The organism is Gemmatimonadota bacterium (assembly GCA_009835325.1).
Classification (GTDB): Bacteria; JAAXHH01; JAAXHH01; order JAAXHH01; family JAAXHH01; genus JAAXHH01.
The window spans coordinates 1-24,414 of record VXWP01000052.1 but is presented as its reverse complement, the minus strand read 5'-3'; the positions used below and the strand labels follow the sequence as shown (position 1 = coordinate 24,414).

Here is a 24,414-nt window from a genome sequence, read left to right as displayed (position 1 = left end):
CCTTCGGGACCTTGCAGGCCTTCGGGACCTTGCGGACCTTCGGGACCTTGCGGGCCTTCGGGACCTTGCGGACCAACCGCGCCTTGATTGCCGGCAGGACCCGCCACGCCCTGCGGACCAGCCGCGCCTTGAGGACCGGTAGGGCCGGCGGGGCCTGTCTTGCCTTCGCATCCCATCATGGATAGCGCGAACGCAATCACAATTACTATGAGGTAATGCATTGTCGTCTCCCGTTTATCGAATGTTACGCTTTGCAGTAATAAGGTTGTTGCTTAACGGCACCGTTCTATATGTCCTCCTTTCCCGTCCAGTGCATTACGCGTAATGGACAGTCAGTGAACTGTCGCAGATTGTGCGGATATCAGTGCCGCCCGACGTGAAACAACTTGATGCGGGCGGATTTCATTCAATCCGTCAAAGCACTATTAACTACCGTGAAGCATAATTTATACTTCATTTAATCATAGTCAACACTTTTTTGTGATTTTTGATAGGGCCAGCCGCCCAAGATCCGTATTGACGGGGCGAAAGGTCAGTGCGCGTTTGTTGGCAGGCCACTGCACTGCGAGCCCGTGGGCGCCGCCGGGAGCCTCCTCGGCTATAAGCGCGCAGGCATATCCGGCGTCCATACGTTTTATTTAATTAAATTATTGATGGTTTGTGCTTCGAAACCGCCGTGAGACCCTTCGGGCACGCGTCATGGAACGGTATCGGACGGTGAGGCCGCGGCAACGAGCGGTGAAGGGCAGGCGGACGCTGGAAGGGGCGTTTGCCTATGACCTGGGCGCTATCCCGATTCCCGGTCCCTCCGGCAGGACCAGGCGTCCCTGCCGAACGTTTGCCCCGCTGAAAGGATCGTTGGAAATCAGCAGGTTGCCGTCCAGGTCGGCATAATCGGCCAATGGGGAGAGGTGGGCCGCGGCGGTGATGGCGACAGAGGTTTCGATCATGCAGCCGATCATGACGCGCATCCCGTGGGCCCGGGCGGTATGGATGAGGCGGAGCGCTTCGCGGACCCCGCCGCACTTCATCAGTTTAACGTTGACGCCGTCCACCAGGCCGGCCATGGCGGGCACGTCCGGGGAGACCAGCACGCTTTCGTCGGCGAAGACCGGCATGGACGCGGCCTCCCGCACCCTGTGCCAGTCCGCGGGCGAACCGGGGGGCAGGGGCTGCTCCACGAGTTCCACGCCGAACTCGGACAGGCGGCCGACCATTTCCACGGCCTGGTCCGCCGTCCACCCCGCGTTGGCGTCGATCCGGATGCGCGCATCCGTTTCATCCCGGATCGCACGCATGATATCGAGGTCCTTTTCCGAACCGAGCTTAATCTTCAACGCCGGGTATTCGGCGGCCTCCCGCACTTTGCGACGAACGGTTGCCGGCTCGTCGATGCCGATGGTGAATGAAGTGACGGGTGTTTTTGCGGGATCGAGACCGAGCCACCGGTAGAGCGGTACGCCGAGCCGCTGTGCGGCCAGATCGTGCAGTGCGATATCCACGGCCGCGCGCGCCGAGGGATCGCCCGGAAGCGCGGACGCGAGGCGATCGGTAGATTTTTCGAGTTCGAATGGATCACCGCCGAGGAGCGACGGCACTTTCTCCAGCGCCCGGATGACCGAACCGGCGTCTTCCCCGTAGTAGCGGGAAGGTGCGGCTTCACCCGTGCCGGTCAACTCGCCGTCGGAGATGCGCACGAGCACGTTTTGCTTGTGATCGCTGACCTCGCGGGCGATGCGGAATGGATGGATGAGGTCCAGGCGGACCGTTTCGGTACTCAGCCGCATGAAGCTCCCCGCTCAGAAACTGCTGAAGATTTCGCTCATCAGTTGCAGGCTGATCTGGGCAGGCACGGCGATCCAGGTCCGGATGATACCCAGGCGGAGCATCTGGTCCGCGATAATCAGGCCGATCAGCAGCATGGGGCCGTACATTTCCAGCTGGCCGTACCGCTGCGCCTGCGCCGGGGGCAGCAGTCCCTTCAGGACCCGCGACCCGTCCAGCGGGGGGATCGGCAGCATGTTGAAGAAGGCCAGCGCCAGGTTGATGATGATCCCGTACCGGATCATCTGGCGCAACGTGTCGGTCAGGGCGCCGCCCGAGGGCATGTGGGTGAAGATACCCACCAGGATGAAGGCCAGGATGATATTCGACACCGGCCCGGCCAGGGCGATCCAGAGCATGTCCTTCCGTGGATTGCGCAGGTAGCGTGGATCCACCGGCACGGGTTTCGCCCAGCCGATGCCGAATCCGCTCATGACGGTGATGACCAGCATGATGGTCCCGGCCGGGTCGAGATGCACCAGGGGGTTAAGCGAAAGCCGTCCCATGCTGCGCGCCGTGGGGTCGCCCAGTTTCCACGCCGCCCAGGCATGGGCGTACTCGTGAAAGGTCAGGGCGAAGAGGATCGCCGGCATGGCGACGAACAGGATCGTAAAGTCGGGCATGGAAACTCCTTTGCTGTGACAGCGGATCCATTCAGGGCTCGGGGCGGTGAAGGCGCGACCAGAGACTCCGGGCGGCGCGGCGTTCCTCCTCCTCTGTCCCGATTTCGCCGTTTATTTTCATCATAAGCACTTCGTCCAGGATCCGGCCGTAAGCCGGACCCTCCGTGATGCCCAGGTCCTTGAGCGTGCCTCCGTCGATGGAAAGGCGCATGTGCCTGTGCTGGTGGTAATAGGATACGCAACGTTTCCGCATGCCTTCGTCCGGGTGGGTCAGGGTGACGAACAGCATGGTGTCCTCCGATATCGATCGCACCGCGCGGAAGAAGTCCGCCGGCGTGTCGATCTCCCCCGACGCGACGGCCCGCTCCACGAAGGACCACCGGGACATGTCCTCGATGGCCTTCCTGAGACGCCGGTTGGGCTTCAGCCGGTCCACGACGCCCTGCAAGGTCTCCGCCCGGTGCGGGCCGAACAGCGCCACCAGGTACAGGATCCACCAGCCGTCGCCGGCCGGGGACGCCGGGCCGCCAGACGGGCTGATCTCCCGGACCAGGGTCTTCAGTCCCTCGTCGGATCCGAGGGCGGGGTGGATGGCCCTGAGGACCCCGAGTCCTTCCAGCCGGTTGAAGACCAGCCAGGGATCCGGCTCGTAGCAGACCAGTTTCAACTGCTCGAGTAACCGGGGTCCGGAAAGGTTACCGATCATGCCCCCCGCGACCGCTTCCCGGAACCTCCGTTCCGTCCCGTGCTCGAGCCTGAACCGAAGGCGCTGTTCGAACCGGACGGCCCGGAAGAGGCGAGTCGGATCGTCGATGAAGCTCCGGTCGTGGAGAATGCGGACCCGTTTCTTCCGCAGGTCGGACGTGCCCTCGAACGGATCTACCAATTCGCCGAAGCTCCGCCCGTTCAGCGAGACCGCCATGGCGTTGATCGTGAAATCCCGCCGCGCCAGGTCCACGTCCATCGTCGCGGACGCCACCCTGGGCAGCGCGCCCGGACGGTCGTAGGTCTCGCTGCGGGCCGTGGCTACGTCCAGGCTGTGGCCTTCGGGCATTTCCACGGTGGCCGTCAGGAACCGGGCATTCGGTGTGGAACGGGCTCCGGACGCCCGGGCCAGCCGGGCGGCGAATCCCATGCCGTCTCCTTCCACGGCCAGGTCGATGTCCGTTCTGGAACGTCCCAGCAGCAGGTCCCGTACGGTCCCGCCGACCAGGTACAGCGCCAGTCCCGATTCATCGGCCAGGCGGCCGGCCCGGCGCAGTTGCCCGCGGATCCCCTCCGGCAGTTGGTCGATGGTTTCTTTCATGTCCTTTCCGATCTGGGCGGCGGGCTCGGGACGGCCTACTCACGGCGGTCAACCCAGGGGCAGCGGCTCACGGCGGTCAACCCAGGGGCAACGTCTCACGGCGGCCAACTCAGCGCAGCGGCTCAGTCTTCCTTCAGAAACCGATGGACGATGATGCGGTTGTCCTTGCTTTCGAATTTCACCTTTCGGGGCTGCGCGCTGTGGCGGTATCCCCGGACGATCATGGATTCGACGAAGGGGGCGGCCGCCCGGCGGTCGGGATCGCTCGCGAGGAACATGCCGCCCGGTTCCAGCGTTTCGTGGAGCAGGCGCTGGATCGGGTCGTGATTCGGCCTTTCGTACAGGATGTCCGAGCCGATTACAATGGTGTACTTGCGGTCGAGATCCGGGTTTCTCCAGTCCAGGAAGCGGAAGGATACGCGCCTATCCAGGGCATTCAGCCGGGCATTATACCGGGCGAAGGCCAGGGCGTCTTCTTCGTAATCGCACGCGGTGACCGCCAGTCCGGCCGCGGCCGCGGCGATACCGGCCAGGCCGATGCCGCAGCCCAGTTCCAGGATCCGGGAACCGGCGGGCGCGGGGTACTCGAACAGGTGACGGCCGAGACCGATCGCCGAGGGCCAGATCTCCGCCCAGTAGGGCAGGCGTTCATCCTCATCGTAGAATTCCGGGTCGATTTCGTCGATGAGCACATCGGGATCGCGTACCGCCAGCATGTCCAGGTTCACCCACTTGCCGATGGCTATGGACTTGAAACAGACGTCGTAACGGCGGGCCAGCTCGGTGGGTACGGCGAACGGTGGCATGGCCTTTGAACTTAAGGGAGAACCGGTCCGCGGTCAAACGAATTCAGGCTTGACAGGCCATGGCGGGCCGACTATTATACTACGGTATTTTGGCGGCGGAACCGTTGCCTGGTTTGATTGTTTGTACCCAACGGTACCGGGTTCGACGCATCCTCAAAGCCGGTTTGTTTCAAAAAAGCGTGTTTTAGCGAGGAGACTCGGATGACCTACATTATCGCAGAGCCATGCATTGACGTTATGGACAAGGGCTGTGTCGATGTATGCCCGGTGGACTGCATTCACACCAAGGACGGCGAACGGATGCTGTACATCGATCCGGAAGAGTGCATAGACTGCGGCGCCTGCGAGCCCGAATGTCCGGTTGAGGCCATTTTCGCCGAAGAAGACACTCCGGACGAATGGCAGAACTACATCCAGATCAACGCGGATTTCTTCACGGACGACTGACGGACCTGCGCCGGTCAAGCCAGCGCGGAGCGCCCGCCAGCGTCCGCCAGCGCCCGGCCGGTCTCGCCTGGTCTCGCCCGGTCCCGCCTGATCTCGCCCGCCGCTCCACGGTAACCGGGCCCTGCGGAAGGGTCCACCTTCATGCCCTCTTCATCTTCGATCCTGCCCACCGAAGAGGACTCGCGGTACGCAGCCAAACCACAAACCCACGGTAACGGTCTCCGTTCATGAAGGCACGCACCGTAAAGAACTTCCTGCTGGCCCTGTCCTGTCCCAAGCGCACGGGACTGATCTACACCGTGACCCGCTGGCTGTCGGAACAGGGTTGCCACGTCATCGAAAGCGACACGTACATCGATCCGTTCAGCGAACGGTTCTTCATGCGGGTGCATTTCGGCGGTCCGGTAACGCTGGGGTCCCTGTGGCGGACCTTCGCGCCCCTGGCGGACGAACTCGAGATGCAGTGGGACCTGTCCGCCGACGATACGCGGCCCCGGGCGCTCATCATGGTGTCGCGGGAACTGCACTGCCTGCTGGACCTGCTGAACCGCACCCGCATGGACAAGCTCCGGCTGGATATTCCGCTGATCATCTCCAATCACCCGGACGCAGGACAGCTGGCGAAGGAATCGGGCATCGACTTCCTGCACCTGCCCATAACGCCGGAGAACAAGGACGAACAGGAGGAGCGGCTGATCGACGAGATCGAGGAAAACAACATCGATTTCGTCGTGCTGGCCCGTTACATGCGGATCATCGGCCCCGAGGTCTGCGAGCGGATGGCGGGCCGCATCATCAACATCCACCACTCATTCCTGCCGGGATTCAAGGGCGCCCGGCCCTACCACCAGGCCCATCGGCGCGGGGTGAAGCTGATCGGCGCCACCGCCCATTACGTGACGGCCGACCTCGACGAAGGTCCGATCATCGACCAGGACGTGGAGACCGTGACCCATCGCATGTCTCCGGCGGAACTGACGGCCGTGGGGCACGACATCGAACGCATCGTGCTGGCGCGGGCGGTACTCTACCACATACAACGGCGCGTGTTGATCAACGGACGCCGTACCGTGGTGTTCCGGTGATGTTCAGGGATTAAAGACCGACCGGGCACGCAGGCTCAGGCGTACTGGTCCATCAGGGCGTCGATGGTCGCCTGCTCGTCGCCGTAGGCCTTGGCGTACACGTCCTGCAATTTGTCGGTATAGGTGCGGTACACGTCCTGGAAGAACACGCCGCTGTGGAAGACGCCGTCACCGACCTCTTCCATGGCCATGTCGATCGCCTTGATCCGGTCGCCGGTGTCCCAGTCGTCCGGCAACGGCATGAAAGACTCTTTCCAGGGGTCGTAGGTGTTGTAGAAGGTGGGGCAGGGACTCATCGCGTGGACGAAGCCGAACCCGGGGTGATCGAGCCCCCGGCCGATGATTTTCGCCATTTCCGACGCCTGGCTGGAGAATGTGCGCGCAACGAAACTGCAGCCGTACACGATCACCATGGCCAGGATGTTCAACTGGCCTTCCAGCACCCCTTCGTAGGGCGCCATCTTGGGCATGGAAACGCTCCGCCGCAGCGCCTGCATCCCCGTGGGCGTGCTGGGTGAGGGCTGGCCCTTGGTCAGACCGTACACCTGGTTGTCCATCACGATATAGGTGATGTCCTGGTTGCGCCGCACGGCGTGGGGCACGTGGCCGCCCCCGATAGCGAACCCGTCGCCGTCGCCGCCGACGGCGATGACGGTCAGGTCGGGATTGGCCGCCTTGACGCCCTGGGCCGCGGGCAGTGCCCGGCCGTGTACCACGTGCAGGCCGTAGGCATTGACGAATTCAGGCAGCCGGCCGGAACAGCCGATGCCCGACACGATGACCACGTCCCTGGGATCCAGGTTGCGTTCGGCCAGCGCGCGCTGCAATGCGGCGAGCACGCCGAAATCCCCGCAGCCGGGACACCAGGTGGGCTTGACTTCGCTCCGGTAGTCCTTGAGCGTTCGTTTTGCGGGCGGCTTGGCCGGCTCGGCCGGCTCTGACTGACCGGCCTGACCGGAACGCTCGGGCGCCGTGGTCTTGGCGGTGTCGGCCGTACGGACTTCAGCCATACTGCAGCACTCCTTCGATGTATTCCTCGATCTCGCCCGCCTTGAAGGGCAGTCCCGTTATGATGTTGAACCGCTGGAGAGAAACCGCCAGGCGGCCCTGCAGGTAGTTCGCGAACTGCCCGCTGGCGTTTAGTTCCACCACCGAGACCACCGGGATGGATTCGATGAAGGCGCGGGCCTCCTTCTCCGGCAGGGGATGGAGCATCTTGAATATCAGGGCGGCCACCTTGTACCCTTTCGCCAGGGTCCGGTCCAGCGCTTCCAGAATGGGACCCTCCGACGATCCCCAGCCGATCAGCCCGAGTTGGGCGTCCTCCGCGCCGTACCGTTGGACGAACCCGGGCTCGTTTACCGCGGATTCGATTTTCTGGTGCCGCTTTTCGGTCATGCGGATATGGGCTTCGGGCGAGTAATCGATGTGGGCGTGCTCATCGTGTTCCAGGCCCGTGGCCACATAGTGCTGGCCATGGCGGCCCGGCAATGGCATGGGGGAGATGTAATCGTCCGTCATCTCGTACCGGTCGAACTCCTCGGGCGTGACGCTGCCGTTCAGTTCGGGCTGCTTTCGCTCCACGATCTCGACCTCGCTCAGATCGGGGCGGGACATGACCTGCGCGCGCTGAGAGAGATGCTGGTCGCTGATCAAGATGACCGGGGTCTGGTACTTCTCCGCGAGATTGAAGGCCTTGACCGCCGTGTAGAAACAGTCTTCGGTATTGGTGGCCGCGATCACGATGCGGGGCGCTTCGCCGTGGGCGCCGTGTATGGCCAGGTTCAGGTCCGACTGCTCCGTCTTGGTGGGCATGCCGGTGCTCGGACCGCCGCGCTGGACGTCGACGACTACGAGCGGGATCTCCTCCATGGTCGCCAGGCCGAGGGCCTCGACCATGAGGGAAAGGCCCGGCCCCGCCGTGGCGGTCATCACCTTCGCGCCGGTGAAAGATGCGCCGATGGAAGCGGTGATGGCGGCGATCTCGTCTTCGGTCTGCATCAGGACGCCGCCCACCCTGGGCATCGCTTTCGCCAGCGTCTCCATGACGTCGCTGGCCGGCGTGATGGGATACCCGGCGTAGTACCGGCAACCGGCGGCCAGGGCGCCCATGCAGAGCGCGTCGTTCCCCGTCATGATCAGCTGGGCGTGTCCGTTCTTGCGCTCGACGGCGACCCGGAGACCCAGGTCGATGCCGTTTTCGTCTACGTAGACATAGGCCTGCTTCAACGCGTTGATATTGGACTCGAGAAACTCCTTGCGCCGTCCCCACCGGCTTTCGGACACCATCTGCTTCGCCGAATCGAAGGGAATGCCGAGGCAGGCGGTCAGGATCCCGAAGGCCAGCACGTTCTTGGACTTCATCGTCTTGATGACGGTCTTCGTGATCGTCTGGAGCGGCACGCCGATCTGCGTCAGTGCCAGGCTTTCGTCCGCGTCGCATTCGTCCGGATCGTAGATCACGACGCCGGTAGGCTTGACCTCGCCCACGTGAATGTCGTAGTTCTCCTGGTTCCAGACCATCAGGATGTCCAGGGCGTCGCCGGGCGAGCGCACGGGCGTGTCCTGCACCCTGACCTGGGTCATGGACGCGCCGCCCTTGATTTCGGCGGGAAGGTTCTTGAAGGTATAGATGTGCAGGCCGGACCGGGCCAGCGCTTCGGCCAGCACGTCGCCGACGGTAAGCACGCCTTCGCCGTTCTCGCCGGCGATGCGTATAGTCAGGTCAAGCTGATCCATCAAACGGCCCTCGGCGATCTCCAGGCGGGTTCAAATCCACAAAACCATTTGATTATATGGAGTTAGGCACCCGAATGTCAATTCTATTCGTCAAAGAATCGCAACATTTCCCGCACCCTCACACGCCAGGTATGTCGGCGGTCCGGAACGCCTGCCGGCCGCGTAACCGGCGACCCTGAACGCCTGCCGGCCGCGTAACCGGCGACCCTGAACGCCTGCCGGCCGCGTAACCGCCGGTCGGCAGCGCCTACCAGCCGTGTATCCGGTGGCCCTGTCCCGGGAACCAGATGATGTCCACGAGGTTGGACAGGACGAGTCCCGTGCAGAACCCGACCAGCATCCCCATGATCAGCGGCTGGGCGCGGCGGAACAGGCTGATGCCGCCGGACCGGAGCAGCAGGACCTTGACCGCCCACGCGACGAAGAGGGTGAAGGCCCCGTTGTCGATCGCCACCCCGCGGGCAATGGTGAGTCCGACGGGATGCAGCGGCCAGCCCGGGAACTTGTACCGGAGGAAGATCAGCACCATCATGACCAGACCTCCGAGGAAAAACCAGGCGGTCTCCATGACCGACAACCGGGTCGGGTTCTGGATCCATACCTTGACGCTCTCGAAGAAGTGGATGTTCCCGGTGGTGAACGCCCACTGGTCGAACTGAGACGCGCCGACGGTCTCATATCCTGAATAGACGGTGTATGCGGCACCGATCAGGAACGCCAGGGCAAAAGCCCCGCAGATCACGGCGAACATCAGCTTCTTGTCGGTCCAGACCCGGTCCCCGATCCGGGTGATGTGGGAAACGGAGACCATGGTAAAGGTCTTCCAGTTCCGCGCGAAGGCGTTGGTCAGGCCAAAGACCGTCAGGGACGAAGGATCTATGCCGGAGGAGCCCACCCCGCGAATGAGGAACTCGTGGGAGTTCATGGGCAGGTCGAGGGCGACCAGGCCGGTCTCCGCCACGATCCGGGCTACGCCGACGTAGAAAATGAAGAGCAGAAACAGGAAGGGCGCCATGATGACAGGACTCATGCCGGCCATGTGCAGGAAGGCCGCCATGTAGGCGACGCCCAGCAACACGCCCAGGACGGCCGCCCGGTAGGAAAAGAACTCCTCGGAATCGTCCACTTCCGGCGCCCGGCCCAGGGCTTTCCGCGCCACGTCCCACAGGTGGCGCCGGGCGTTCCAGAACCCCCACAGCACGAAGACGATCAGGGCGCCGATCTCCTGCAGCCGCACCGCGGCGTCCGGCGAAGCCCCGGTTTCTAGCAGGCCCACGGCGTTCATGCCGCCGGACTCGAGGATGGCCAGCAGGTGGAAGACCCAGATGCTGAACAGGATGTCCACCGGGGAGAAGAGGGCGAAGCAGAGGAGGTAGATGTTGATCTTGATCTTGATGGCGGGGAACAGGTGGCCGATGACGAGGTCCGTCGCGTAGGGCTGTCCGATGGGGATCACCCCGACCGGCGTGAAGTAGTCGACAATGTTCCAGCCGATCACGGCCAGCGGCAGCGAGAACCCGATCCAGAACAGCCTTCCCCGCATGAAGGGCGGCAGAAACGAACGGCCGCCGGGCTCGTCGATGACCTGGGCGATGACCTGGGCCAGCGGGAAACTGAGCTTCTCGTGGACGATCCACTGTTTCCGCAGGATCACTACCAGGCAGGACCCCGCGAAGAACAGGGCGATGAAGAACGTGCCCCACCAGAAGAGCGGGACGACCCAGGGGCGCCACGGCAGCCGGGCGTAGGCGGGCAGCCCTTCATAGAACCAGCGTATGGTATGGTCCTCGGGGTCGACCAGCAGCCAGGCCGGAAGGTATTGGAAGAAAACCTCTACCCACTGGTTTTCGGCAGATGCAAAATAGTACGGGGTGGTGATCACGCCGATGAAATAGCTCATGAAGGCGTGGGACGGCACAGTGGAAGCGATCAGGCCGAAGGCGAGGATGACGAGGAGTTCAGACGTGGTGAACGTGGCCGCGGGGCGGTACTTGCGCAGCAGGCCGTTCACGACGATGACGAAGAACAGGAAGGGCGCCATCAGGGACGCCGAGACGTGCTCGAAATCCATGAACGTCCCGCGCACGACCCAGACGTTGTAGGGGATCCACAGGCTGATGAAAACGGCCAGGACGATCCCGATCAGGATCGAGCGTAGGGTCACGCGGCGGGGGTCTTGTGGTTGCATGTTCAAAAAAGCGCGATACGGATCATCCGCCCCGAACCGGACGTGCAGACCGGATCGGACGCGCAGGAGGTTGACGGATGCCCGGAAACGTATACGAGCCCGATGAGTTGAACCGGCTGTACCGGAATGGCAGCGATCCCGTCGACGACGGACGCTTCCGGCTGCGCCGCCTCCGTTTCGAATCCCGCTGGACCGGCCTGTTGCTGCCGGAGGACCGGGACATTGCGGAGAACCGCGGGTTCAACTACCTCATGGTGGAACCGGTCGATCTGCCCGCGGCGGGCGCCGGCGAGGTCCTGGTCATCTTCCACGGGCTGAACGAGGGCAGCTACGCCAGGATGCTGCCCTGGGCCGCCAGCTTCGCCCTGCGGCTCGGCATCCCCGTCATCCTCTTCCCCCTGTCCTTCCACGTGGGGAGGCGATCGGATCTCTGGAGCGTGCAGGAACAGACGCGGATCGCCGCCCGCCGCGCCGCCACGACCGGCAACGGGCGGACCAGCCCCTTCAACGGCCGGATCAGCGAAAGACTGGACCGGGCGCCCGAACGGTACTGCCTGGGCGGGCTGCAGTCCTGCTTCGACGCCGCGGACCTGGTCGCGCGCATCGAAGGGGGCAAGCATGCATCCTGCAGGGCCGGGGCGCAGGCGCGCTTCCTGGGTTACTCGGCGGGCGGCTACCTGGCCCTGGTCCTGTTGCTGGCCGATCCCTTCGGACGGTTCTCCGATGCGCGAGCCGCCCTATTCGCGTCCGGCGCGCCCCTCGGCGGCATCCGGCCCGAAAGCCTGTTCATCATGGACGATTCGGCCGCGAAGGGGCTGTCGGCGTATCTTAGCAGCGGGTCATTCCCGGAGTCATTCCCGGACGGGGCGATAGAAGGCCGCCGCGGAAACCTGGTCGACGGCCGCCGCGGAAACCTCGTCGACGGCCGCCACCGCCGACTGGCCGATCCCCCGCTGCGCTGGCTGAAAGAGGTGCTGTTTCACGGCGACGCACTCGCAGCGCGCATGAAGGACCTGCAGGACCGGTTGCTGGTGGTCGTCAATTCCGCCGACCGGGTCATATCCGCCAATCAGACGGTATGGAACCTGCAACCGGCGCCCGTCCTGCGCCTCGACCTGGGCGTGCACGAGTTCCCCTTCACCACGGGAGAACCCTTGCCGGACCGCTACGACCGGCGGGGAAAAGAGACCCGGTCCATGATCAGGAATGTCCGGAACGCCCACCGCATCGGGCCGGAATACCGATCCGCCTTCGATCGATTCGTCCACGATGTATCGGCTTTCCTGTTCCCCTGCCCGCCAAATCCGGCTTGACAACGGTCCATTTCGCCCGTTATCTAACAGTATATAAGATAACCTATTGTAAATAAGAAACGTTACACACGCATTCCGCGTTGGTTGACCAAAGGGGTAAGCATTAGTTTAAATCGCCCCTTGGCCCTGTCAAGCGCGTTCAGGCCCCATGTCGGGCCGTCGAGGCGAATGTCCCGATGACTGCGACGGTTGAAAACACCCTTACCCATTCCTCGATCGTTCCGGTCCAGGTACTGCTGGAGCAGTACGCCATTTCCCATCCGGAAATCGACTCCGACGAGGCGCTGGAAGCCCAGTTGGACCTCATCGAAAGGGCCTATCATTTCAGCACCCTGCACCACGCTGGGCAGGTCCGGAAGTCCGGCGAACCCTTCATGGTGCACTGTACGCAGGTGGTGCTTACGCTGATCGGCCTGCAGCTGGACGCCGTGACGATCGCGGCGGGGCTCCTGCACGACGTGGTGGAAGACGTGGAAGAGGTGACCATTGAACAGCTGGCCGCGGAATTCGGCGAGGAAGTGGCCGTCCTGGTGAACGGCGTCACCAAGATCACCGGGCTGTCCTTCAGAAGCCAGGAGGAACTCCAGGCCGAGTATTTCCGCAAGATGCTCGTTTCCATGGCGAAGGACGTGCGGATCATCCTCATCAAGCTCGCTGACCGGCTCCACAACATGCGGACGCTGTCCTTCCTGGAAGAGGAGAAGCAGCAGCGCATCTCCCTCGAAACGCGGGAGATCTACGCGCCCCTCGCCCACCGTTTCGGCATGGCCAAGATCAAATCCGAACTGGAAGACCTCAGCCTGAAGTACCTGTCTCCCGACGTCTACCGGGATCTCGCGAGCAAGCTGGACCAGAAGCGGGCGGAACGAGAGAAGCTGATCGACGAGATCCGCCAGCCCATCGTCAAGGCCCTGAAGGACGCCGGCATCGACGCCACGGTGAACGGCCGGGCCAAGCATTTCTACAGCATCTTCACGAAGATGCAGCGCCGCAACCGGCCTTTCGAAGAGATCTACGACCTGCTGGCGCTGCGCGTCGTGACCGACACGGTGCCCAACTGCTACCACGCCCTCGGGATCATCCATACCCTCTACACCCCGATCTTCGACCGTTTCAAAGACTACGTTTCCCGGCCCAAGATGAACATGTACCAGTCCCTGCACACCACGATCATCGCGTCCAACGGGGAAACGGCCGAGATCCAGATCCGCACGCGGGAAATGGACCGGATCGCCGAAGTGGGGATCGCCGCCCACTGGCTCTACAAGGAAGGAAGGGAGGAAGTCCGGGACGGCGAGAACCGGGAAGACTGGCTCAGCCAGGCGCTGGAATGGCAGACCGACATGACCGATCCGAAGGAGTTCATGAGTTACTTGCGCATGGACCTGTACGACGACGCCATCTTCGTCTTTACCCCGCGCGGGGATCTCAAGGAACTGCCGCAGGGCGCCAGCGTGCTGGACTTCGCCTTCGCCATTCACACCGACATCGGACTCCATTGCAGCGGGGCGAAGGTGAACGGCAACATCGCGCCGCTGGCCGGGAAGTTGCAGAACGGCGACACCGTCACCATTTTCACCTCCCCGCACCAGACACCGAGCTCGTACTGGCTGGATATCGTCAAGACCACCAAGGCGTCCTCCAAGATCCGGTCGTGGTTCAGAAAGGCCACGCTGGAGCAGAGCATCAGCCTCGGCGAGGACCTGCTGGACCGGGAGCTGAAACGGCTCAAGGTCAAGCGCAAGGTAACCGACGAACTGGAAGGCCTCGCGAAGGAGTACGGGCTGCCCGACGCGAATCGCCTCTATGCCGCGATCGGACGGGGAGAGTATTCCGCGGCCCAGGTCGCCCAGCGGCTGCTTCCCGAGGAGCCTTCCGAGGAAGAACCGCCCAGGGAGTCGGTGCTGACGCGGTTCGTGGACCGGGTGCGCCGGTCCCGGGGCGGGGTCAAGGTCACGGGCATCGACAACCTGATGATCCGCTTCGCGCAGTGCTGCCAGCCGGTCCCGGGCGATCCGATCATCGGCTTCATCACCCGCGGTCGGGGCGTGACGGTGCACAACAAGGAATGCGCCAACATCGTGGACGACCTGGAGCGGCGCCTCGAGGTGCACTGGGACGTGGAGAAGGACCAGTTCTTCGTCGTCGGACTGCGCATCTTCGGTACCGACCGGCCCGGCCTGCTCAACGAGATCTCCCGGACGATTACCGACGCCGGCATTAACATCACCCACGCCGCGATGGACACCACGGACGGGATGGCGGACGGGAATTTCGGCATCGAGGTGGAACATCTCAGCCAGCTGGACCGGCTGATCGTCCGTATCAAGAAGATCAAGGGCGTGGACCGGGTGGAACGGGAAACGGGCGTGAAATACGGCAACGTGTCGGAGGACGTCTTCGACCACCTCGAGCAGGACCCCGGCAATTGACCTCTGACGAATACATCGGGGACGATCCCGTATCGCGCAGGGACTTCCTCCGCGGCGGCCTGGCGGGCGCGGCCGGATTGGCGGCGGGACTGGCGGGATTGCCGGGACCGGCGGGCGCGGCCGGATTGGCGGCGGGACTGGCGGGACCGGACGCGGTTGCGGCCCAGCTTGCGGGCCGCCGTCCCGCGGACGTAAAGAGCGTGGGACTCGAACCGGGCCGGGTGCGGCTGGCCTTCAACGAGAATCCCCTGGGCGCCTCCCCGGCGGCCATAGAAGCCGTGCTGAAGCACCAGGACTGGATGAACCGGTACGACTACACGACGACCCTGCAGCAGGCCATCATCCGGCACCACGACCTGGACATCCCCCGCCCGTCGGGTTTCGATTTCAAGGCCACCGGCGACCGCCACGGCCTGATGCTGGGCGTGGGCACGACCGAGCTGCTCCAGATCCTGGCCCTGCAGGCCCTGATGAAACACGGCGAAGTCCTGGAAGCCCTCCCCTCCTACGGCCAGATCACGCGCGTCGGCGACGAACTCCGCGACGCGGGCCACGCCGTGCAGGCGCGCAAGTCGCCCGTCCTTCCCGACGGAAACCACGATCTCGACGACATGGGCAGGCAGATCGGCGACCGCACCGGCCTGGTCATCATCTGCAACCCCCACAACCCCACCGGGGCGCTGTTGTCCCATGAACGGATCCTGAATTTCATCGACCGGGTGCCGGCCCACGTCCTCGTGGCCATCGACGAGGTCTATGTTGATTTCGTCCGCGACCCGGCATACCGGGATTTCATCGAAGTCGCGAAGGAACGGGAAAACGTGATCGTGCTCCGGACCTTCTCCAAGGTGTACGGTCTCGGGGGCATCCGCGTGGGCTACGCCGTCGCCCACCGGGACGTGATCTACCGGCTGGCGCCTTTCTCCATGGGCCTCCTGGGCCGGAACGTCCTGTCCGTCCACGCCGCCGCCGCGGCCCTGGGCGACGAGGAGCACGTCCGGCGGTCCCGGCAGGCCGTATGGGACGGGAACGACTACCTGACCGCCGAACTGGAGCGGCTCGGCGCCCGGGTCATACCCAGCCACGCGTGTTTTCTCTGGGCCGACTTCGGCCGGGAGACGCAGTCCATCGTCCGCCGGCTCTGGTCCAGGCGGGTCATGGTCCGCGCGGGCGCCGGCCAGTGGGCCTCACCGAACCACATCCGCATTTCGACGGGTTCGAGGGAAGAAAATGAAGCCTTCATCTGGACATTGGAACGGACCCTCGGATAAGCCAGCCTCATCGACCCCGGCATCTCTGCTCGACCATAACCCGTCCGGGCACGGGAATGCGTATCACGCCGGGGGCCCCCGGATCAGCGTCATCATCCCCACACTCAACGAGGCATCGACGGTCGAGGACTGCCTGGGACAGTTCGAAGGCGGATCGGTGCGTCCGGACGAGCCGGCCGGTCTGCCTGGGACGACGGGTCCAACCGAGCTGCATGGTCCTGACGAGTCGGCCGGTCCGCCCGGTCCTACCGGTCCGCCAGGTTCGGCCGCTCCGACCAGTCCGGCCAGCCTGGAAATCATCGTCGTGGACGGCGGAAGTGACGATGGCACGCCGGAGATCGTCCGGTCGAGGCCGGGGGCGAGACTCATTGAGTCCAGCATGCGGGGCAGGGCGATCCAGATGAACGCGGGCGCCGCGGCCTCGTCCGGGGACGTGCTGCTGTTTCTACACGCCGATACGCGGCTTCCGGACCGATGGCGGGAACTCGTAGCCGAATCGATCTGCGAGCGCGGCAAGGCCGGAGGACGATTCCGTTTCGACATCGCCCATGCGAAGCGGATATACCGGTGGATCGCGCGGGGCACCAATTTTCGGTCGCGCTTCCTGGGCATTACCTACGGCGACCAGGCGATCTATACCACGCGGGAGGCCTTCGAGGCGGTGGGGGGATTTCCCGGGATTCCGGTCTTCGAAGACGCCCGGTTCGCCGACCGGCTGAAGAAGGTCGGTGGCCTGGACTGGATCGACGAAGCCGTGCTGACCTCCGCGCGGCGCTGGGAACGCCGCGGGCCGGTACGAACGTTACTGCTGACCTGGATGCTGCGCCTGCTCTATACCCTTTTCGTCCCGACCAGTTTTCTGGCGCGGTTCTACGGGGTGGTGCGGTAGGGTTTGATCCTGGCGGACCAGGTGGTGCTAATTCAGACCGGCCATCGCGGACGCCGCTAATGCCGTGAGAACAGCCGCAAGAAGGCAGGTAACCACGGCCAGTACGCACATGCGGCGCAGGTCGCCGACCTGGCCGCCTTCCGGATCTCCTACGTCGCCGATCCAGATCTCCGTAACCAGCTTTCCATCCTGCCATATCGGCCCGATCAGCCGCCGCTGCACGGCGCCTGCCGCCGCCGCTTCGCTCCACCCGGAGTTCGGACCTGGAATGAGCCTATGCTGCCGCCAGCCTACCGACAGCGCCTTGCGACCCGAATATCCGGGCAGGAGAAACGCAACCGCCGCCACCAGCAGCCAGGTGAGGCGGGCGGGCAGGAGATTGAACAGGTCGTCCAGCCGCGCCCCGCACCAACCGAAGCGCAGATAGCGGGGCGTGCGGTACCCCACCATGGAATCCATCGTGCTGATCACCTTGCAGAGCACGATGCCCGGCAACCCCAGCAGGGCATACCAAAACAGCGGCGCAATGAACCCGTCTACCGCGTTCTCGCTCAGACTTTCCATGCCTGCCCGCCGGCAGGCCGCGGTGTCCATGGCGGACGTATCCCGTCCGACCAGCATGGACACGGCCCGTCTCGCGCCTTCCAGGTCCCCGGCACGATCGATGGCCATGCCGTGCCGGCACAGGTCCCGTAGCGCCACCATGCTGTAAATCAAGAAAACCTGGTAGACTCCGTTCAGCGCCGGATGCAGACCGTTCAGCCACAGGGCCAACGCCGCACTGACGCCTACCCAGAACGCAGAGAGCGCCAGGAACAGCATGCACCCGCCCGCGTAACCGTCCAGCCCTATCCCGCGGAGCATGCGCTCGATGCCCGTGAGCGTGTGGCCCATCAGACGTACCGGGTGCCACCGGTAGACCGGATCTCCCAGGATGCCGTCCAATACCACCGCGCAGAGGAGCAGAACGGGGTGCGGCGCGAGTGCCGTCAGGTCCATTTCAGGCGCCATCCCAGGGCTATCGCGTCGTAGACGGCATCCAGCAACGCGTCTTCATGGACGGCAAGCTGTTCAAAACAGGCCGGCCATGCCTCCGGTTTCGTCGCGACAGCGGAGGCAAGTACGGCGGCCTGCTGTCTCAGCAGCGGGGCGGCCAGTTCGGTAGAAAGGGTCCCGTACCTCAGACGGTCCCATACCGCCGCATAGGCGTACGCGGCGGCCGAAACGCCCGGATCGTGGACGACCGACCGGATGTTCCTGTCCAGGAGTGCGTATTCCTCCGCGCCCAGGCGGCTTTCCATGGCGGGCGGTAACAGATCGGCTTTGAACCCGTAACGTTTGAGCGCGTGATAAAGGCTGCGCGTGCCGGACGCTTCCAGTCCGTTCTGCCACCTCAGCGCCTCCAGGGTCGCCCGGCGGACGGACCTGCCGATCAATTCGCCCAGTTTCGCGTGGTGACCCGCCCTGGCCTTGGGCCGTTTCGACTCGTCCAGGGGCGCGGCGATACTGTACTGGTCGGTGCCCGTTCCGGTCGCCAGGTCCTGGGAGTACCGGCTAGATACGGCCAGGTCCCGGAGGGCCGCCGACTTGCCCTCCGTCATGGTGACGACTGCGCGGGCCATGGCGCCGGGCGTAAGCGGCCAGTTGACAAGCAGCATCGTGTTGATCGTACCGTCGTGAGGATGTCTCTCGTGGGGATGTCTCTCCATCTGCCCGGATTCCGCTTCATGCCAGTCCGCGGGATCGCCCGCGCAGCCGGCGTTACCCTCGACCCCGGCGGTCACGACGGCGCATACGCGCAGTTCCGCGAAGGTCTCCACGATCCGGGCCGCGTAGTTCATGTTCGCGGCCGTGCCCATCATCGCGACGGCTTCCGATTCCAGCCCGAGCTCCTTGCATATGTGGTGGTGGTATCCCGTCTCGCCGAGTCCCAACATCCATTCGAAACGATCCAGGTGGCCCTGGCCCTCGACGCTTTGGTGGTTGACGAGAAAACGGACGCGGTCGGTCATTCCGCCGCTGCAGGCCGAGGTACTCAGCACCTGATGGGGCGTGCGCAGTTCGGCAACGAGGAACCTTCCGTCTTTCTTGAGCAGGTAATGCTCGTGGCGGTCGAGTGTTTCTTCCATCCTACAACCTGCTGTCCCAAAGCGGTTCCTCGACGCCCCGTTCCTTGTTTTCATATCGTGACATGACGAAAAGAAGGTCGGAGAGGCGGTTCAGGTAGGCCAGCACGTAGTCCCCGATTGCCTCGTCGCGGGACAGGGCCGCCACTTCCCGTTCCGCGCGCCGGCAGACCGTCCGCGCCAGGTGGAGGTACGCGGCGCCCGGGCACCCGCCGGGCAGGATGAAGTTCTCGAGCCGTCCGACGATGGGATTCAACTCGTCGATGATCGCCTCGAGTTTCTCGACGTGCCGGGCTTCGATCAGCGGGATCTGGTACTTCACCTTGTCCTCTTCGGTGAAGCACAGGTCCGATCCCAGGTGGAAGAGTTCGTTCTGAATGACCGGCAGCGTTTCGGTCAGCCGGGGTGCCAGTCCGTGCGCCAGTGCGATACCGATGACGGAATCGAGCTCGTCCACGGTGCCGTAGCTCGCCACGCGGGGCGACTCCTTGGGTACGCGCTGGCGGCTTCCGAGGGCAGTGGTCCCGTCGTCGCCTTTGCGGGTGTAGATTTTCGTAAGCCTGGGCATGCGATCTCCTTTGTTCAGACCGGCGCGCCCGGTTCAACCCGGCGCGCTCAATTCAGACCGGCGCGCCCGATTCAGACCCGGCGTTGCCGGTGCAGCAGGTACAGGAAGAAGGGGGCGCCGAGTAATGTGGTCAGGATGCCAATGGGCATTTCGGCCGGCGCCATGGCCGTCCGGGCGACCAGGTCGGCCAGCACCAGCAACAGGGCGCCGGCCAGGGCGGCCATGGGCGTCAGGATGCGGTAGTCGGGTCCTACGATCAGCCGGACCATGTGCGGCGCCAGCAGGCCAACGAAACCGATGATGCCACTTACCGATACCGCGGCCGCGGCGAGGCAGGCGGCCGCCGTCAGCAGGATCAGTTTGACCCGTTCGACGTGCACGCCCAGCTGGGACGCCTGCTCATCCCCCAGCAGCAGGACGTTCAGTTCCCGGGCGTATACGAGGACGACGGCCAGACCCACCGCCGCGTAGGGCAGAAGCATCCAGACGTGGTCCCATCTCCGGGCGGACAGGCTGCCCATGAGCCAGAAGAGCAACTGCCGCTGGTTCTCGCCGCCCATCACGAGCATGTAGGACGTAAAGGAGGTCGCCATGGCGCCGATGGCGATGCCCGTCAGCAGCAGGGTGGTCGAAGCCACGCGGCCACCCCGGCGGGAAAAGGCGTACACCACCATGGTCACGGCCAGGCCGCAGAGGAACGCCGCGATGGATACGGCGTTCAGACCGAGCATCCAGAATTCCAGGTCCAGGGTGACTGCGACCGTGGCACCCAGCGCGGCGCCGGCCGATATGCCCATGATATAGGGATCGGCCATGGGATTCTGGAAGAACCCCTGCATCACCCCGCCCGAACTGGCCAGGGCGGCTCCGACGAGCACCGCCAGGAGGGTTCTCGGCAGGCGGATCTCCCAGACGATCGTGTCCGTCGCCGTCTTCGCCGTCTCGAGCGTACCGCCAGGCCACAGGTTATCCGCCAGCACCTGCAGCACGGCGCCGGCCGGGATATACACGGCGCCCACCCCCATGGAGAAGACACAGGCGACGAAGAGGATTACGGCCGTCAAGACCAGTATGAGGGGTCGTTTCATCGTCAAGCCGGTCAGTCTCCCGGTTTCAATATGATCTGCGGCGAACCCGAATAGGGGCTTTTAATAACGGTCACATCGGTCTCGAAAACCGCCTTGATGTGTCCCTGGGTAAGGATGTGCTCGGGCGGTCCGTCGGTGTAGATACGTCCCTCTTTCAGCATCATCAGCCTGTGGCAGTACTCTGACGAGAGATTGAGGTCGTGGGACACGCACAGCACGGCGAGCCCGTCGCGGGCGCACACGTGGCGAAGCAGATCGAATATCTCGACCTGGTGGTTCAGGTCCAGGAAAGAAGTCGGTTCATCCAGGAGCAGGATCGATGGCTGCTGCGCCAGCGCCCGGGCGATGATGACGCGCTGCCGTTCGCCGCCGGAGAGTTCGTGTATGGGGCGGTCCCTGAAGGCGAGGCAGTCGGTCCGCCGCATGGCTTCGATGGCGATTTCACGGTCTTCCGGACCTTCTCGACGGAAGCGCCGGAGATGGGGCGTCCTGCCCATCATGACGACGTCCAGCGAGGAGAAGGCGAAGGTAACCGGCGTCTGCTGGGGAATGACGGCGACCTCGCGTGCGATCTCACGGACCGTGTAGTCCTGAAGCGGTGTTCCGTAAAGCGCTATGCGTCCCCGGCTCAGCGGCAGAATCCGCGTAAGCGCGCGTATCAACGTGCTCTTTCCCGATCCGTTCGGCCCGATTACCCCCAGCATCTCGCCCTGGCGCAGATCGAACGACAGGCCTTCCAGCACCGGGCGGCGATCGTAACCGCAGGAGAGGTTTTCTACGCGGATGGCGGTTTCCACCCCTTTGGCGGCTTCCACGCTCACGCTGACTCATCCCCTTTCCGCATAAAAAAACCAGCCGCTCCGCAAGGGAAGGGCTGGGTCGGGACGGCAGGCATGCGCATCCGGGCTCGGCCTCTCTGCTCACGGAGAAGCGTTCGCACAGCGCGCAGGCAGGTCTCCTGACTGACGGATCATCCTACTCCTCAAGTCTTCCCGCCGGTCCATGGACTCAGCCTGACCGGCAGTGACGAGTTTGAGTTTCGTCCCCGAACACAGTGGCGGGACCGTGATGGATTCGCACCATCTTCCCTTTTCAGCGTAATTGCTTACCGCCACCTGCGGCTGTATTCGATTGTCCTTTCAATTTACTGAATCCGACAGTTTGTGCAATACAAAAACGACCTGGCACGTCCAATCGATACTGCTCGAACATTGATGATGATCGCGTCGAAGAACCTCCAGGCGGTACTGGACGTGGCGTGAGGACCGGACACTATTGTACAATTGTACAACTGTCTGACCGCTAACGCCCGATAACGTACCGATTACGCTTCACGACCAGACGTAGACTTCCGGGTCGTCGGGGGAATAACCGATGAAGGTGGCCAGGACGATGCGCGGCAGATCGCCTTCCACGGCGGGCACCTCGTGGATAAGGCGGGTGTTGAAGAAGTAGAGATCGCCCTGCTCCAGATCGACGGTGTAGCTGCTTACGCCGTTGCGCCGGGCGTATTCGGGGAAGGTGTCGGTGGCGATGGACTCCTGCACCTCGGGCGTCCACATGCACCGGTGCAGGATGGCCTGGGTGCTACGTCCCTCGTGCAGGGCGTTCTGGAAGCAGAGGACCCCGGCGAACTGGTGGCCGAATCGCGTCACGTCGTAGTCGAACCGCTTTTCCCGGAGCGTGACGTGGTCGATGTGGGGCTTGTAGGTATGCCCCCCGTAGTGGATGCGGAAGATGGCCGGGCCGTACTTGCGGCCGTCCGGCTCCCGCGCGGTCATGACCCGCTTCTCTCCCGCGAGCGTATCCAGCACCCCGTAGAGTAGTTTTACGGGATCCTCATACCCGTTGAACAGGCTCTCGTACAGCATACGCGTGCCGACCGCGTGAGTCAGAAAAGCCTCCTTGTCGGAACCCCGGTTCGCCAGGCTCGTGCCGATATCGATCCGCGTGCGGCTGTCCTTTTCCGCGGCAACCGGATCGGATGGATCCCGCATCAACCCGCGGTCGATAAACCGCTTGATCAGATCCTGGCAGTGGGCGGGCGAATAGGCCTGCCGGCATATGATCGCGGGGACCCGGCCTTCCGACAGGGCCAGGAGCGGATCGCTTTCGGCGGCCAGGATGGACTCCACGTCAGGGCCGAGGGGTTCCCACCGCAGGGTTTCGGTTTCAGTCATTCAGGCTCCCTACACCCGCATCCGCAGCATGGGATGGGCGAAGGAGACATCGATGTATGTCCCGTCCCGCATGCGCTTCGTGCCGGGTGTCATGTAGTGGATGGCGAAGGCCCGGCGCGGCCGGTCGGTGACGTTTGCCGGGGTGTGGTGCATGGTCTGGCAGTGGTGGAACATGGCGCCGCCGGCGGGCAGGTCGACCACCGTCGCCCTTTCCGATTCGGCCTGGTCTCCCAGGTCGAGGAGGGCACCGGTCTCGGCCGACCGTTCGTGGGAGACCAGGAGCCGGTGTGACCCGGGGATCAGGTGCATGGCCCCGTTCGACACGTCCACGTCGTCCAGGGTGAGCCAGCAGCTCACCAGGTTGGCGGGGGTGCACTGCCAGTAACCGTTGTCCTGGTGCCAGAAAACGGGACCGCCCTGCCGGGGCGGCTTGTAAAGGGCCTGGTCGTGGAAAAGCTGGATGTTCGGTCCCAGCAGGGACTCGACGATGTCCAGGATGGGCCCGTGGTAGAGCAGTTTCCTGAACTCGATGCTGCGCTCGCACATCTGCATGATCTGCAGCATCTGCGTTCGTGCTTTGCGCTTACGCGACTCGTCTTCCGTGTCATCGATGGAGAGGTTGCGGTACCGGCCGCTTTCGCGCGCCGTTTCGAACACGCGGTCGTATTCCGCCCGCAGAACTTCCACGTGATCGTCCTCCAGCAACTTGCCGGCCACCAGGAACCCCTGGTCGTGGAACGCGCCGACCTCTTCGACGGTCAGTCCGCGATGGGTTTCGGACTGTTCCACAGCCATGTCAGTCTCCCTTCGGGATGAAGCCGGACGGCGACCCGCCGGGAGGGAAAATCTACCTTGCCCCGCGGGAAGATCTACTTGTATTTTTGAAGGACATTCGACAATGTACAGGGCCGCGTGCAACAGGCAAGTTTTTTAGCCGGAGAGGGCAATGTCTGCCAACAGCAGGGATCGATTCGAGCTGCACCGATGGCTGTACCGGACCATGTTCACGATCCGGACGGTGGAAGAGCGGTTGGCGAGGTCCTTCATGGCCGGGCTGATCCACGGCGCTTGCCACACTTACGTCGGCGAGGAGGCCGTAGCCGCCGGTGTCTGCGCCGGATTGACCGATGGCGACGCGGTCTTCAGCACGCACCGCGGCCACGGCCACGCGCTGGCCAAGGGGGTGTCGCCAGCCGCGCTCATCGCCGAGCTGTACGGCCGGGAGACGGGGATCTCCCGCGGCCGGGGCGGCAGCATGCACCTCTTCGCTCCGGAGATCGGTCTCATGGGAACGAGCGGAATCGTGGGCCCCTGCATCCTGCAGGCCGCGGGGGCCGGCTACAGCGCCAGGCTGCTGGGCAACGGCAGCGTCGGCGTGGCCTTCTTCGGCGACGGCGCCGTGGGCAACGGCGCCTTTCACGAGGGCCTGAATCTCGCCGCCATCTACGACCTGCCCGTCCTATTCGTCTGCGAGAACAACCTGTACGCGACCGAGGTGCCTTTCTCCCATGCCTCCAGGAACCCGGATG

General features: G+C 64.0%; 22 protein-coding genes and 1 riboswitch. Of the genes, 7 read left to right on the top strand and 15 right to left on the bottom strand.

The features are described from left to right. The 5 genes from F4Z81_06650 to F4Z81_06630 all read right to left on the bottom strand — a co-directional run. Positions 1–179, bottom strand: a 179-nt coding sequence (locus F4Z81_06650) for a collagen-like protein (protein ID MXW04732.1), incomplete at its 3' end; no start/stop codon positions are given. A 594-nt stretch (positions 180–773) separates the two neighbouring features. Further along, positions 774–1,787, bottom strand: coding sequence for a dipeptide epimerase (locus F4Z81_06645; protein ID MXW04731.1), 1,014 nt, complete (start codon positions 1,785–1,787; stop codon positions 774–776). A gap of 12 nt (positions 1,788–1,799) precedes the next feature. Further along, on the bottom strand, positions 1,800–2,447 hold the full coding sequence (locus F4Z81_06640) for a site-2 protease family protein (protein ID MXW04730.1): 648 nt from the start codon (positions 2,445–2,447) through the stop codon (positions 1,800–1,802). A 31-nt stretch (positions 2,448–2,478) separates the two neighbouring features. After that, the gene (locus tag F4Z81_06635; protein ID MXW04729.1) at positions 2,479–3,753 is read right to left on the bottom strand and encodes a CCA tRNA nucleotidyltransferase; all 1,275 of its coding nucleotides are present in this window, start codon (positions 3,751–3,753) and stop codon (positions 2,479–2,481) included. 122 nt (positions 3,754–3,875) lie between these two features. Then, positions 3,876–4,559 (bottom strand): methyltransferase domain-containing protein, encoded by a 684-nt coding sequence (locus F4Z81_06630; protein MXW04728.1) that lies wholly within the window; start codon positions 4,557–4,559, stop codon positions 3,876–3,878. A 201-nt stretch (positions 4,560–4,760) separates the two neighbouring features. Here F4Z81_06630 and F4Z81_06625 point away from each other — a divergent pair, with 201 nt between their 5' ends. Together F4Z81_06625 and purU are read left to right on the top strand one after the other, a co-directional pair. Beyond that, positions 4,761–5,006, top strand: a complete 246-nt coding sequence (locus F4Z81_06625; GenBank protein ID MXW04727.1) for a ferredoxin family protein — start codon at positions 4,761–4,763, stop codon at positions 5,004–5,006. A 227-nt stretch (positions 5,007–5,233) separates the two neighbouring features. Continuing rightward, positions 5,234–6,091 carry a formyltetrahydrofolate deformylase gene (gene purU / locus F4Z81_06620; GenBank protein MXW04726.1) on the top strand — a complete coding sequence of 286 codons (858 nt, stop codon included), beginning with the start codon at positions 5,234–5,236 and terminating at the stop codon, positions 6,089–6,091. 35 nt (positions 6,092–6,126) lie between these two features. On the opposite strand, the gene F4Z81_06615 is transcribed toward purU, so the two are convergent. The 3 genes from F4Z81_06615 to F4Z81_06605 form a co-directional block, all read right to left on the bottom strand. After that, positions 6,127–7,101: a 2-oxoacid:ferredoxin oxidoreductase subunit beta gene (locus F4Z81_06615; GenBank protein MXW04725.1), complete on the bottom strand. Its 975-nt coding sequence runs from the start codon at positions 7,099–7,101 to the stop codon at positions 6,127–6,129. Continuing rightward, complete coding sequence (locus tag F4Z81_06610; GenBank protein MXW04724.1) at positions 7,094–8,830, bottom strand: 2-oxoacid:acceptor oxidoreductase subunit alpha; 1,737 nt, start codon at positions 8,828–8,830, stop codon at positions 7,094–7,096. Before F4Z81_06610 ends, F4Z81_06615 begins: the two co-directional genes overlap by 8 nt. A gap of 247 nt (positions 8,831–9,077) precedes the next feature. After that, complete coding sequence (locus F4Z81_06605; GenBank protein ID MXW04723.1) at positions 9,078–10,994, bottom strand: hypothetical protein; 1,917 nt, start codon at positions 10,992–10,994, stop codon at positions 9,078–9,080. Between the two features lie 101 nt (positions 10,995–11,095). On the opposite strand from F4Z81_06605, the gene F4Z81_06600 reads away from it, so the two are divergent. The 4 genes from F4Z81_06600 to F4Z81_06585 all read left to right on the top strand — a co-directional run bounded on the left by F4Z81_06600 (position 11,096) and on the right by F4Z81_06585 (position 16,923). Continuing rightward, the gene (locus F4Z81_06600) at positions 11,096–12,331 is read left to right on the top strand and encodes a hypothetical protein (GenBank protein ID MXW04722.1); all 1,236 of its coding nucleotides are present in this window, start codon (positions 11,096–11,098) and stop codon (positions 12,329–12,331) included. A gap of 176 nt (positions 12,332–12,507) precedes the next feature. Beyond that, entirely contained in the window at positions 12,508–14,763 is a 2,256-nt protein-coding gene (locus F4Z81_06595; protein MXW04721.1) for a bifunctional (p)ppGpp synthetase/guanosine-3',5'-bis(diphosphate) 3'-pyrophosphohydrolase, read from the top strand. After that, the gene (locus F4Z81_06590; protein MXW04720.1) at positions 14,706–16,034 is read left to right on the top strand and encodes an aminotransferase class I/II-fold pyridoxal phosphate-dependent enzyme; all 1,329 of its coding nucleotides are present in this window, start codon (positions 14,706–14,708) and stop codon (positions 16,032–16,034) included. The genes F4Z81_06595 and F4Z81_06590 overlap by 58 nt, the downstream gene beginning before the upstream one ends. Then, positions 15,994–16,923 (top strand): glycosyltransferase, encoded by a 930-nt coding sequence (locus tag F4Z81_06585; GenBank protein MXW04719.1) that lies wholly within the window; start codon positions 15,994–15,996, stop codon positions 16,921–16,923. The genes F4Z81_06590 and F4Z81_06585 overlap by 41 nt, the downstream gene beginning before the upstream one ends. Before the next feature lie 27 nt (positions 16,924–16,950). Here F4Z81_06585 and cobD read toward each other — a convergent pair whose 3' ends face one another. The 7 genes from cobD to F4Z81_06550 all read right to left on the bottom strand — a co-directional run bounded on the left by cobD (position 16,951) and on the right by F4Z81_06550 (position 23,680). Beyond that, positions 16,951–17,934 (bottom strand): cobalamin biosynthesis protein CobD, encoded by a 984-nt coding sequence (cobD, locus tag F4Z81_06580; GenBank protein MXW04718.1) that lies wholly within the window; start codon positions 17,932–17,934, stop codon positions 16,951–16,953. Continuing rightward, positions 17,913–19,106 carry an adenosylcobinamide amidohydrolase gene (locus F4Z81_06575; protein MXW04717.1) on the bottom strand — a complete coding sequence of 398 codons (1,194 nt, stop codon included), beginning with the start codon at positions 19,104–19,106 and terminating at the stop codon, positions 17,913–17,915. Before F4Z81_06575 ends, cobD begins: the two co-directional genes overlap by 22 nt. Next, positions 19,054–19,617, bottom strand: a complete 564-nt coding sequence (locus F4Z81_06570) for a cob(I)yrinic acid a,c-diamide adenosyltransferase (GenBank protein ID MXW04716.1) — start codon at positions 19,615–19,617, stop codon at positions 19,054–19,056. Before F4Z81_06570 ends, F4Z81_06575 begins: the two co-directional genes overlap by 53 nt. 71 nt (positions 19,618–19,688) lie before the next feature. Next, on the bottom strand, positions 19,689–20,705 hold the full coding sequence (locus F4Z81_06565; GenBank protein MXW04715.1) for an iron ABC transporter permease: 1,017 nt from the start codon (positions 20,703–20,705) through the stop codon (positions 19,689–19,691). Positions 20,706–20,716: 11 nt separating this feature from the next. Beyond that, positions 20,717–21,526, bottom strand: coding sequence for a heme ABC transporter ATP-binding protein (locus tag F4Z81_06560; protein MXW04714.1), 810 nt, complete (start codon positions 21,524–21,526; stop codon positions 20,717–20,719). A 109-nt stretch (positions 21,527–21,635) separates the two neighbouring features. Beyond that, positions 21,636–21,839: riboswitch (cobalamin riboswitch) on the bottom strand. Positions 21,840–22,036: 197 nt separating this feature from the next. Further along, a complete protein-coding gene (locus F4Z81_06555; protein ID MXW04713.1) occupies positions 22,037–22,885 on the bottom strand; it encodes a hypothetical protein in 849 nt (282 codons plus the stop codon). Positions 22,886–22,894: 9 nt separating this feature from the next. Then, complete coding sequence (locus tag F4Z81_06550) at positions 22,895–23,680, bottom strand: phytanoyl-CoA dioxygenase family protein (GenBank protein MXW04712.1); 786 nt, start codon at positions 23,678–23,680, stop codon at positions 22,895–22,897. Between the two features lie 151 nt (positions 23,681–23,831). Between F4Z81_06550 and F4Z81_06545 the strand changes: the two genes are divergently transcribed. Continuing rightward, positions 23,832–24,414: thiamine pyrophosphate-dependent dehydrogenase E1 component subunit alpha (locus tag F4Z81_06545; GenBank protein ID MXW04711.1), on the top strand; the 583-nt coding region annotated here is incomplete at its 3' end.